Source organism: Prescottella equi (genome assembly GCF_020171745.1).
GTDB classification, from domain to species: domain Bacteria; phylum Actinomycetota; class Actinomycetes; order Mycobacteriales; family Mycobacteriaceae; genus Prescottella; species Prescottella equi_A.
In genome coordinates this window covers 428,813-440,777 of sequence record NZ_JAIVAH010000013.1, presented here as the reverse complement: position 1 = coordinate 440,777, position 11,965 = coordinate 428,813, and the positions used below count along the sequence as shown (strand labels likewise).

Below are 11,965 nucleotides of genomic sequence, written 5' to 3'. Positions count from 1 at the left end.
GTGCTGTGCTCATTCAAAAGTCGGGTTGTTTCGGCGGCGTTACTCCGCGATTACCGGCTCGAGGAGAGTTCCGAACGCTGTTCCGGAACGTCCGGTATGCCCATCAACACGGGCGTCTTGCGGGGTCCGGAGTCGTCGAACACCACCGTCGGGTCGGGCACGTCGGGGGCATTGACGAACGAGACGAACCGCGAGAGCTTCTCCGGATCCTCGAGCACACCGGCCCACTCGTCGCGGTAGCCGGCGACGTGCCGGGCCATCGCCGCCTCCAGGTCGGCGGCGATGCCGAGGCTGTCCTCGCACACGACGGATTTCAGGTGATCGAGCCCGCCGTCCAGCGATTCCACCCACGGCGCGGTGCGCTGCAGCCGGTCGGCGGTGCGCACGTAGAACATGAGGTACCGGTCGATGAACCGGATCAGGGTCTCGTCGTCGAGGCCGCCCGCGAGCAGTTGCGCGTGCCGGGGCGACTGACCGCCGTTACCGCCGACGTACAGGTTCCAGCCGTTCTCGGTGGCGATGACGCCGACGTCCTTGCCGCGCGCCTCGGCGCACTCGCGTGCACACCCCGACACTCCGAACTTGATCTTGTGCGGTGCCCGCAGACCGCGGTACCGGTTCTCGAGCCGCACCGCCATGCCCACCGAGTCCTGCACGCCGTACCGGCACCACGTGGACCCGACGCAGCTCTTCACAGTGCGCAGCGACTTCCCGTACGCCTGACCGGATTCCATGCCGACGTCGACCAGCCGCCGCCAGATCTCCGGCAACTGTTCTACGCGGGCCCCGAACAGGTCGATCCGCTGCCCACCGGTCAGCTTGAGGTAGAGGCCGTAGTCGCGGGCGATCTCGCCGATCGTGATGAGCTGCTCGGGCGTGCACTCGCCGCCGGGCATCCGCGGCACCACCGAGTAGGTTCCGTTGCGCTGGATGTTGGCGAGGAAGTGGTCGTTGGTGTCCTGCAGCGACGCCTGCTCGCCTCCCAGCACGTGGTCCGACGACGTGGAGGCGAGAATCGACGCGACGACGGGCTTGCAGATGTCGCAGCCGGTTCCGGTGCCGTACTGCGCGATCAGGCCCGAGAAGGTGCGGGTGCCGGTGGCCCGCACGATCTCGAACAGCTCGGCGCGGGACTGAGTGAAGTGCTCGCACAGCGCCTTCGACAGCTCCACGCCCGACGACGCGAGCAGCGCCTTGACCGTCGGCAGGCAGCCGCCGCACGTGGTGCCCGCGTTGGTGCACGACTTCACCGAGGCGAGATCGCACGCGCCGTCGGCGATGGCCGCGCAGATCTCGCCCTTGGTGACGGCGTTGCACGAACACACCTGGGCGTCGTCGGGAAGCGTTCCGGCGCCGGGCTTCTCGCCGGCCGGGGAGATCAGTGCCGCCGGATCGCCGGGCAGTTCCCGTCCCACGAGTGGGCGCAGCGACCCGTACGCGGTGGCGTCGCCGACCAGGATGCCGCCGAGCAGTGTCATCGCGTCGTCGGAGACGACGAGCTTGGCGTACGTGCCCTTCGCGGCGTCGCTGAGCACCACCTCCAGGGCGCCCGGCGTGGTGGCGTGCACGTCGCCGAAGCTCGCGACGTCCACCCCGAGCAGCTTGAGCTTGGTCGACAGGTCGGCGCCCGGGAACACCGCGTCCCCGCCGAGGAGCCGGTCCGCGACCACCTCCGCGGTGGTGTATCCGGGCGCGACCAGCCCGTAGCAGCGCCCCTCCACGGCGGCGCACTCGCCGACCGCGAACACCGCGGGATCGGACGTGACACACCCGCTGTCGGTGAGGATGCCGCCGCGCTCGGCCACGTCGAGACCCGCGTCGCGGGCCAACTGGTCCCGTGGGCGGATGCCGGCCGAGAACACCAGCAGGGCCGCGTCGATCACCGCACCGTCGGACAGTTCCACGCGCACCCCGGCCGGGCCGTCGGTGATCGACGCGATGCCGGTACCGGTGTGCAGCGCGAGCCCGAGATCGGTGACCAGCCGGGCCAGCACGGCGCCGCCGCCCTCGTCGACCTGCAGCGGCATCAGGCGGGCGTTGTGCTCGACCACATGCGGCGTCATACCCAACTGCCGCAGCGCGTTCGCCGCCTCGAGTCCCAGCAGTCCGCCGCCGACCACGACACCGGCCGCACCCTGTCCGACCTCCTCGGCCCGCGCCCGGATCCCGTCCAGATCGGACGGCGTGCGGTACACGAAGCACAGGTCGTGCTCGTGTCCCGGCACCGGCGGCACGAACGGATACGACCCGGTCGCGAGGACGAGCGCGTCGTAATGCAGCGTCTCTCCCGTGGACGTCGTCACGGTGCGCGCGACCCGGTCGATCGACTCGGCTCGCACCCCCACCCGCAGGTCGACGGCGCCGTCCCCGCCGAAGTCATTGCCCGCCAGCGCGAGTTCGCGCACATCCCAGGACCCGACGTACGACGACAAGGCGACCCGGTCGTAGGCCGGCACATCCTCCTCGCACAGCACGGTCACCCTCCAGGTGTCGGCGTCGTCGCGCGCCCGCAGCGCCTCGACGAACCGGTGTCCCACCATGCCGTGTCCGATCACGATCGCGGTCCGCTCGCTCATGCCGCACCTTCCTTCCGGGCCGGTTGTGTTGTGTCCTCGCCGTTCTCGCTCTGCGGATCGGTGGTCCGCAGCCACTCGCAGATGCCTTCCACCGCGGAACCGCAGCCGCCGCAACCCGTCGTCGCGCGGGTCGCCGTCGCGAGTGCCGCGACCGATCGCGCGCCCGCGCGCCACGCGCCCGTGAGGTTCGCCTTGGTGACGGAGTTGCAGCGGCAGATCACCGCGCTGCCCGGCATCCCCGCGGGGCTGGCGGACTCCACCGCCGTCCCGGCCCGACCGGTCAGCAGGGCCATCCGGTCTTGCGGGACAGGTAGTTTCGCGTCGAACATCTGAGTGATCGTGCCGACGACGTCGGGCGATCCGAGCAGCACCGCGCCGACGATCAACTCGTCCGCGACTACCAACTTGGCGTAGCGCCCGCGAGCCGGATCAGCGAGAACCAGCACGTCACAGTCCAAGTCGTGCAGGTCCGCACTCACGTCCCCCATCGACGCGAGATCGATGTCGTGGGCCTTGAGCCGGGTCACCGGCGGGGTGCCGTGGTATTCGGCGGCCGGGTCGATGCCGGTGATCCGGTCCGCGACCACCTCCGCCTGCTCCCACCCCGGCTGCACCAGTCCGTACACCTCGCCGCGATGCTGCGCGCACTCCCCGATCGCCCACACGTGCGAGACGTCGGTGCGCAGCGCGTCGTCGACGACGATCCCGTGCTCCACCGTTGCTCCGACAGCGGACGGCAGGTCGGTGGCCGGCCGGATCCCCGCGGCGAGCACCACCAGGTCGGCGGGCAGTTCGGTGCCGTCTCCGAGTACGAGCGTCCGGCCGGTGTCGTTGCGGCGCAGGCCGACCGCCCGACGGTCGAGTAGCACCCGCACCCCGAGACCGACCAGGACGCGGGTGAGGACCCGGCCGCCGCCGTCGTCCAACTGTCGCTCCATCGGCACCGCCTTGGGATGCACGACGGTGACGTCGGCGCCGCGCAGCAGCAGCCCGCGGGCTGCCTCGAGCCCGAGCAGTCCGCCGCCGAGCACCACCGCCCGGCACCCCGGGCCCGCGGCGGCCGCGATGCGTTCGCAGTCCCCCACCGTTCGGAACGCGACGACACCGTCGTCGTCGGCCGTCATTCCGTCGATACGCGGCACGAACGGGACGCTGCCCGTCGCGAGCACCAGTTCGTCGTAACCGAGCACCGTGCCGTCGTCGGCGCACACCGTGCGCGCCGACGGGTCGATGCCGGTCACCCGCACCCCGACGCGGACGTCGACGTGGTTGCGTGCCCACCAGTCGTCCGGCCGCAGCCGGGTGTCGCGGGCGGTGATGCTGCCCGCCAACACGTTCGACAGCAGGATCCGGTTGTAGGCGGCCCGCGGCTCGGCGCCGAACACCACCACCTCCAGCCGGGCCGGGTCACGTTCGCGCCGCCGCAACTCTTCCGCGAGCCGGGCCCCGGCCATGCCGTTGCCGACGATCACCACCCGGGTCACGACGCCGCCTCCGTGCGAGGTTCGAGGCGCACCGCGCACACCTTGAACTCGGGCATCCGGCTGGTCGGATCGAGCGCCGGGTTGGTGAGCAGGTTGGCGCGGGCATCGCCGGCGAAGTGGAACGGCAGGAACACCGTGTCGAGACGCATCGAGTCGTCGCAGCGGACCGCGACGACGACACGGCCGCGGCGGCCGACGACCACCGCGTCGTCCCCGTCCCGCACGCCCGCCCGTGCCGCGGTGTCCGGGTGCACCTGGACGAACATCGACCCGGCCGCGGCCGCCAGCTCGGCAACCCGGCGGGTCTGCGCGCCCGACTGGTAGTGCGCCAGAACACGTCCGGTGGTCGCGACGATCGGGAAGTCGGCGTCGGTGTCCTCGGCGGGGCCGTGATGCTCGACGGGCGTGAACCGGGCGCGCCCGTCGTCGGTCGCGAACCGGTCCAGGAACAGCCGCGGCGTCCCGGGATGGTCGAGGTCGGGGCACGGCCAGTGCAACGTCTCCCCCGCGTCGAGCCTGTCGTACGTGACGCCCGCGTAGTCGGCGGCCCCTCCGGCGGACGCCGCGCGCAGTTCGTCGAACACCTCCCGCGGCGTCACCGGGAACCGGTGCGCGGGCTGCCCGAGCCGAATCGCCAGCTCCCGCAGGACCTCGAGCTCGCTGCGGGCACCGTCCGGCGGCGTCGTGCCGCGGCGACGCCGGAGCACCCGTCCCTCGAGGCTAGTGATGGTGCCCTCCTCCTCGGCCCACTGCAGGACCGGCAGCACCACGTCGGCCATCGCGGCAGTCTCCGACAGCAGGAAGTCGCACACCACCAGTAGGTCCAGGGAACGCAGCCGGTCGACGACGTGCCCGGCCCGCGGCGCGGACACCGCAAGGTTCGCGCCGTGCACCATCAGCGCGCGGGGGCCGTCCAGGCGCCCGAGCGCGTCGAGCAGTTCGTACGCGCTGCGGCCGGGACCGGGCAGCTCCGACGGGTCGATGCCCCACACCCGCGAGACATGTTCACGCGCAGACGGATCGGTGATCTTGCGGTAGCCGGGCAGTTGGTCGGCCTTCTGACCGTGCTCGCGTCCGCCCTGACCGTTGCCCTGGCCGGTGACCGGCCCGCAGCCGCTGCCCCGGCGTCCGGGCAGGCCCAGCGCGAGCGCCAGCCCGATCCACGCGGAGACGGTGTCGGTGCCGGTCGCGTGCTGCTCGGTGCCGCGGGCGGTGAGGACGTAGGCACCGGTGTCGTCCCGGCGGGAGCGCGACAGGATCTCCACGGCCCGGCGCAGCGCCGCGACCGGCACCCCGGTCACGCGTTCGGTGCGCTCGGGCCACCACTGCGCCGCCGCGAGCCACGCGTCGTCGAAGCCGGACGTGCGGGCCTCGATGTATTCGCGGTCGAGATGTCCCTCGGTGACCGCGAGGTGCAGCATCCCCAGCGCGAGCGGCAGATCCGTGCCGGGCGCGAGCTGCAGGTGCAGGCCACCGCCGGCCAGTGCCCGGTCCGCGGTCGCGGTGCGCCGGGGGTCGGCCACGATCAGCCCGCCCGCGTCGGCCGCGGCCGTCAGGTGCCCGACCAGCGGCGGCATCGTCTCGGCGACGTTGCCCCCGACCAGCAGGATCGCCCTCGCCGACGTCAGATCCGAGACCGGGAACGGTAGCCCGCGGTCCAGGCCGAACGCGCGGATCCCGGCCGCGGCGGCCGAGGACATGCAGAACCGCCCGTTGTAGTCGATGTTCGACGTGCCGAGCGCGACTCGGGCGAACTTGCCGAGCATGTACGCCTTCTCGTTGGTGAGCCCGCCGCCGCCGAAGATCCCCACCGCGTCGCGTCCCCCGGCCGCCTGCACGGCGCGGAAGCCGTCGGCGACCCGGTCGAGGGCGTCCTCCCACGACGTCGGCCGCAGTCGACCGCCGACCCGGACCAGCGGGGTGGTGAGCCGGTCCGGGTGCCGCAGCAGTTCCGCGCTGGTCCACCCCTTCTGGCACAGGCCGCCGCGGTTGGTCGGGAACTGCCGGGCCGTCACGGTCACCCCGGACACCCCGCCGGCGGTGAGCGTCATCGCGCACTGCAGGCCGCAGTAGGGGCAGTGTGTGTCGGTCCGGCCGACGACGACAGGCGCCGTCACGACGTCACCGCGATCGGCTGTCCGGCAGTCTCTTTCGCGATCGAGGTGCGTCGCACGAACACGATCCAGGTGACCACCGCGCACACGACGTAGAAGCCGAGGAACACCCAGAACGCCATGGTCGCCGACTTGGCGGGGCTGCTGTACGACGCCCGCAGCACCAGGTTGATCCCGACGCCGCCGAGGCCGCCGATCGCGCCGGCGAACCCGATGAGGGCACCGGTCATGTTGCGCGACCACGCAGCCCGGGCACCGGCGTCCAGTCCGTCGAGCGTACGGGACCGACTCTCGAAGATCGACGGGATCAGCTTGTACACCGAGCCGTTGCCGAGGCCGGAGAGCACGAACAGCGCCACGAAGCCGATCACCAGTGCCGTCATGGTGGCCCCCGTCGCCGCGCCGGGAGTGGCGTCGTCGGCGGTGCCGGCGGCGACGAGGACCGCCGCGGCGAGCACCATGGCCGCGAACGTCCACAGCGTGATCCGTCCGCCACCGATCCGGTCGGCGAGCCTGCCGCCGAGCGGGCGGGCGATCGATCCGAGCAGCGGTCCCAGGAACGCGATCTGCGCGGCGTGCAGCGCGGCCTGCGCCGGGGTGTCACCGCCTGCCAGGAAGTTGATCTGCAGCACCTGTCCGAACGCGAAGCTGAACCCGATGAACGATCCGAACGTGCCGATGTAGAGGAAGCTGACGATCCACGACTCGCGCACCCGCAGCGCCTCACCCATCGAGCGCAGGTCGGCCTTCTGGTTTCCGAGGTTGTCCATGAACAGCGCCGCCCCGACCGCCGCGACCGCGATGAGCACGAGGTAGACCGCGCACACCAGGTACGGCGCGGTGTTGCCGACCGTCGCGATGACCAGCAGGCCCACCAACTGGATGACCGGCACACCGATGTTGCCGCCGCCCGCGTTCAGTCCGAGCGCCCACCCCTTGAGCCGCTGCGGGTAGAAGGCGTTGATGTTCGCCATCGACGACGCGAAGTTGCCGCCGCCGACACCGGCGGTGGCCGCCACCAGCAGAAACGTCGTGTACGACGTGCCCGGGTGCATCACGAACCACAGCGTCAGCAGCGTCGGGACCAGCAGCACCAGGGCGCTGAAGATCGTCCAGTTACGTCCGCCGAACCGGGCCGTCGCCACCGTGTACGGGATGCGGAGGAGCGAACCGACGAGGGTCGGGACGGCCACGAGGAAGAACTTGCCGGCCGCGTCGATGCCGAACACGTCGGTCGGCATGAACAGCACCATCACCGACCAGATCGACCAGATCGAGAAGCCGACATGCTCGGCCACCACCGACCACACGAGATTGCGTCGGGCGATCGCCTTGCCGCCGGCCTCCCAGGCGTCGACGTCCTCGGCGTCCCAGTGCTCGATACGGTGTCCGCGCACCACGGGCGCGCTCGCGGACGGTGCTGTGGGCCGATCGGAGAGAGTGGTCACCTGGGCCTCCTACCTGTGTGGGAAACCCCAAGGTAGGAGGCCGGTGTTGCGTCGGTGCTGCGCCCGATGACCCGTCCGTCAACTCTCGCTCACGATCGCTCGTCCGGGCGGTGAGGTCGGCGGACACCCAGGTCAGACGGTTTTCGCGCCCCAGCTGTCCTCGAGCATGCGGGGCTTGCACGCCGCCCATGCGGAGATCAGCACCACGACGACGGCGACGCCGAGCAGCGCGAACGGCGCACCCCAACCGCCGGTCGACTCGTGCAGCACGCCGAACAGCAGCGGGCCGATGCACGCCACCGTGTAGCCGATGCCCTGCGTGAATCCGGACAGCGCGGCGGACCCGGTGTGGGTGCGGGTGCGCAGGTTGATCAGCGTCAGCGACATCGGGAACGTGCTCGGGCCCAGGCCGATCACGATCACCCACAGGATCGGCGCCGCCATCGGCGCGAGGAACAGTCCGGTGAAGCCGATCGCGTAGCAGATCGCGCAGCCGACCACGATGGGGAACGGATTGCGCATCCGGGCACACACGCTCGGTGCGCCGAACGCGGCGATCAGGCCCATGAACGAGAACAGCGCGACCATGCTGCCACCGAACGATTCGCTCGCCCCGGCCTCGGTGAGGATCTTCGGGATCCACGTGAACATCGAGTACGTGATGAGTGATGTCATGCCGAACATGCCGGCCATCCCCCACCCGACCGGCGAGCGCCACGGACGTCCGGGCGCGTGCGACTCGGCGGGCAGCGCCGCCGCGGCGGTGGTGCCGCCGTTCTGCTTGCGCCCGCGGGCGAGGATCATCAGCCACGGCGCGGCCGCCGCGAAGCCCAGCAGCGACCACACGCCGATCGAGATCCGCCAGTCGAACGCGTCCGCGAGCGGCACCGCGACCGTCGCCGGCAGGATCGTGCCGATCTGCACGCCGGTGATGTAGACCGAGCTCATCAGCGCCAACCGGTCGCCGAAGTACCGCTTGACCAGCGGCGGGATCACGACGTTGCCGATACCCATGCCGCCGAGCGCCAGCGCCGACAACGCCAGCAGCGACCACGTGTCCGACACCATCGCGCGCGTCAGCATTCCGACACCGGCCATCAGCATGCCGAGCAGGGCGGTCCATTCGAGCCCGAGTCGGCGCGCGATGGCCGGGGTGAGCAGACCGAACACCGCGAACATCGCGGTCGGGACCATGCCGAAGACGCCGACGACGGTGGACGAGAAGCCGAGGTCGTCGCTGATCTGTTCCGCGAGGGGCGTGAACGAGGTGACCGCCGTTCGCAGCACCAGTGCCGACATCGCGATCGCGGCGAACACCAGTACCCGGCCTGACAGGAGGGGTTGCGGCCCACGCGGGGCCTGGGCGGTGGAACCCGCGGAGCGGGAACTGCCTGCAGGCGCGGTCATGTACTGCCTCGTTCCGTGATCGATCGTCGAAGAATTTCGGGAGCGCACCCGCCGGGGGGCTTTGGCACTCGACCCGATAAATCATAGGATGACCCGACGAAAGAGGGCAAAGCATAATTCGTGTGACCCACGTCTACCCGCAGGAGCGCCGTTGCAACCCGTCCGCCGCAGCACCCTGATCAACCAGGTGACCGAGCAACTCCGGGACGAGATCCGATCCGGCAACTGGCCGGTCGGCTCCCGCATCCCCACGGAGCCCGAACTCTCGGAACTCACCGGTACCGGACGCAACACCGTCCGCGAGGCGGTGCAGGCCCTCGTGCACACCGGCCTGCTCGAGCGACGGCAGGGATCGGGCACCTATGTGCTCGCGGCGTCCGAGGTGAGCGGCACGCTCGGCAAGTACTTCGCCGGCGCGCACGAACGCGACGTGCTGGAACTACGTCAGTCGCTGGACGTGACCGCCGCGGGACTGGCCGCGCGACGACGCGACGACGCCGACATCGAGAACCTGCGTGCCCTGCTCGCGGCCCGAACCGAGGCCTGGCACGGCAGCGACCTGCGCACCGCGATCGCGGCCGACATCGCGCTGCACCGCGGCATCGTCGCGGCCAGCCACAACCGGGTGTACCTGGAGTTCTACGACTCGCTGCTCCCCGCGATCGAGGAAACGGTCACCAAGCACGCGTCCGCGACGGGAGCGGGTTTCCACGACGAGCACAGCCAACTGGTCGAGGCGGTCATCGACGGTGACAGCGAGCGAGCCGTCGCCGCGGCCCGCTGCTTCTTCGACGAACTGCTGGCGGGCTACGCGTAGATCGGCGCCGCTAGAGGATGAGCCGGATCAGATCCGCGGTGCGGAGCAGCCCGGGCAGCGCGTCGGGCGTCGAGCGCGGGTGCAGAGCGTGGACCGAGAGCCGGAAGAGCAACGCCCGCAACAACATCTGCGGCCACTCCGGCAGGTCTTCCCAACGCCCGATCAGGCCCTCGTCGGCACCGCCCCAGGACAGCGCGTCGACCACGATCACGCCCGCCGCCCAGGATGCCGGACGCCAGTACGGGGTGATGTCGGTGACGCCGGGCGCCGCGCTGCCGTCGAACAGGACGGTGCCGAACAGATCGCCGTGCACCAACTGGTCCGGAGACCGCACCGGCTTGCGCAGGGTCGCGAGCTGGCCGATCACGTCGACGCTGCGCTTGGCATCGGGCGTCAGGTCCTCGAGTGCCCCGGCGGCACGCGCGGTCCGCAGCGGGACGGTCTCCCACGCGGCCCGGTCCGCGGCGACGAACACGTCGACGTCGGCCCACGGCGCCACCGGCGGCTGCGCGAGGAATCGCGGGCGCTCGAGCTGCGCGGTCGCGGCGTGCAGACGCAGCGACAGCGAGACGACCTCGTCGTGCCGCGGCTCCGAGGAGCCCTCCAGGAATGTGTCGGCGCGCCAACCGGAGACGACGTACCGGCCGTCGGTCGCGCGCACCGGACGGGCCAACCGCACCGCGTCCACTGCGAGCGTCTCGCGCACCTTCGCGGACCACGCCGCACGCGCATGATCGGCGACGGCCGACAGCACGACGTCGCCGCAGCGCCAGCCACCGTCCCAGTCGGCACCCAACGCGACCGGCTCGACCTCACGGAGACCGAACGTCGAACAGACGTGCTGGGGCGGTTGCGTAGAGCTCACGGGCGTCAGGCTACCGCCGCAGACCGTCCGTTTCGGTGAGGCGCTCCGTGCGAATGCTCAGTAGACCGGAAGCGACGGATCGACCTGGTGCGCCCAGGCGATGACGCCGCCCTGCAGGTGCACCGCGTCGGCGAATCCGGCCTTGCGGACCGCTGCCAGCGCCTCCGCCGAGCGGACACCGGTCTTGCAGTGCAGCACGATGCGCTTGTCCTGCGGCAGCTCGGAAAGAGCCTCCCCCGACAGGATCCGATCCTTCGGGATCAGCGTCGCCCCGGGCAGGTGGACGATGTCCCACTCCACCGGTTCCCGGACGTCGACGATCGCGATGTCGGCACCCGCGTCGAGCAGCGCACGCAACTCCAGCGGGGTGATCGTGGCGTCCCGCTCGGTTTCGGTCACCGGTGTCACTCCGCAGAACGCGTCGTAATCGACGAGTTCGGTGACGGCCACCCGGTCGGGGTCACGACTGAGCCGCACGGTCCGGTAGTTCATCGCGAGAGCGTCGTAGATCATCAGCCGGCCCAGCAGCGACTCCCCGATGCCGGTGATCAGCTTGATCGCCTCGGTCGCCATGATCGACCCGATCGACGCGCACAGCACGCCCAGCACGCCGCCCTCCGCGCACGACGGCACCGTGCCCGGCGGCGGAGCCTCCGGGTACAGGTCGCGCAGCGTGATGCCGCGCCCGTCCGGGGCGGCCTCCCAGAACACCGACACCTGCCCCTCGAACCGATAGATCGAACCCCACACGTACGGGCGCCCCGCCAGCACGGCGGCATCGTTGACGAGGTAGCGGGTGGCGAAGTTGTCGGCGCCGTCGAGGATCAGGTCGTACTCGCCGAACAGCGCGACGGCGTTGGACGCGTCGAGCCGGAACTCGTGCAGCCGGACGTCGACGTGCGGGTTGATCTCGTGGATGGAATCCCGCGCGCTCTGAGCCTTGGAACGTCCGACGTCGGCGGTGCCGTGGATGACCTGGCGCTGCAGATTCGACTCGTCGACGACGTCGAAGTCGACGATGCCGATCGTGCCGACACCCGCGGCCGCCAGGTACATCAGCGTCGGCGAGCCCAGCCCGCCCGCGCCGATCACCAGGACGCGCGCGTTCCTCAGTCGCTTCTGCCCCGTCGTACCCACGTTCGGGATGATCAGGTGCCGGCTGTACCGGGCCACCTCGTCACGGCTCAACTCCGCCGCAGGCTCCACCAGAGGGGGAAGCGGACTCTTCGCGGACACCACACGCTCCTGAACTCG

General features: G+C 70.9%; 8 protein-coding genes. 1 reads left to right on the top strand and 7 read right to left on the bottom strand.

What is annotated here, in order from left to right:
* Positions 1-50 precede the first annotated feature (50 nt).
* From nirB to LCL87_RS12170, 5 genes are all read right to left on the bottom strand, one after another.
* Positions 51-2,576 carry a nitrite reductase large subunit NirB gene (gene nirB, locus LCL87_RS12190; protein ID WP_225019840.1) on the bottom strand — a complete coding sequence of 842 codons (2,526 nt, stop codon included), beginning with the start codon at positions 2,574-2,576 and terminating at the stop codon, positions 51-53.
* Entirely contained in the window at positions 2,573-4,060 is a 1,488-nt protein-coding gene (locus LCL87_RS12185; protein ID WP_225019838.1) for an FAD-dependent oxidoreductase, read from the bottom strand. Before LCL87_RS12185 ends, nirB begins: the two co-directional genes overlap by 4 nt.
* Positions 4,057-6,177, bottom strand: a complete 2,121-nt coding sequence (locus tag LCL87_RS12180; protein WP_225019836.1) for a molybdopterin oxidoreductase family protein — start codon at positions 6,175-6,177, stop codon at positions 4,057-4,059. Before LCL87_RS12180 ends, LCL87_RS12185 begins: the two co-directional genes overlap by 4 nt.
* Entirely contained in the window at positions 6,174-7,622 is a 1,449-nt protein-coding gene (locus tag LCL87_RS12175) for a nitrate/nitrite transporter (RefSeq protein WP_510850746.1), read from the bottom strand. The genes LCL87_RS12180 and LCL87_RS12175 overlap by 4 nt, the downstream gene beginning before the upstream one ends.
* 132 nt (positions 7,623-7,754) lie before the next feature.
* Complete coding sequence (locus tag LCL87_RS12170) at positions 7,755-8,921, bottom strand: CynX/NimT family MFS transporter (RefSeq protein WP_225020027.1); 1,167 nt, start codon at positions 8,919-8,921, stop codon at positions 7,755-7,757.
* 259 nt (positions 8,922-9,180) lie between these two features.
* Between LCL87_RS12170 and LCL87_RS12165 the strand changes: the two genes are divergently transcribed.
* The gene (locus LCL87_RS12165; RefSeq protein ID WP_225019834.1) at positions 9,181-9,846 is read left to right on the top strand and encodes a FadR/GntR family transcriptional regulator; all 666 of its coding nucleotides are present in this window, start codon (positions 9,181-9,183) and stop codon (positions 9,844-9,846) included.
* A 10-nt stretch (positions 9,847-9,856) separates the two neighbouring features.
* Here LCL87_RS12165 and LCL87_RS12160 read toward each other — a convergent pair whose 3' ends face one another.
* Positions 9,857-10,711, bottom strand: coding sequence for a TIGR02569 family protein (locus LCL87_RS12160; protein WP_225019832.1), 855 nt, complete (start codon positions 10,709-10,711; stop codon positions 9,857-9,859).
* A 57-nt stretch (positions 10,712-10,768) separates the two neighbouring features.
* Entirely contained in the window at positions 10,769-11,947 is a 1,179-nt protein-coding gene (gene moeZ / locus LCL87_RS12155; protein WP_225019830.1) for an adenylyltransferase/sulfurtransferase MoeZ, read from the bottom strand.
* Positions 11,948-11,965 lie beyond the last annotated feature (18 nt).

Excerpts from the sequence above, each read along its gene's own strand:
- nirB (WP_225019840.1), bottom strand. The coding sequence starts at position 2,576 with ATGAGCGAGCGGACCGCGATCGTGATCGGACACGGCATGGTGGGACAC.
- LCL87_RS12170 (WP_225020027.1), bottom strand. The coding sequence starts at position 8,921 with ATGTCGGCACTGGTGCTGCGAACGGCGGTCACCTCGTTCACGCCCCTC.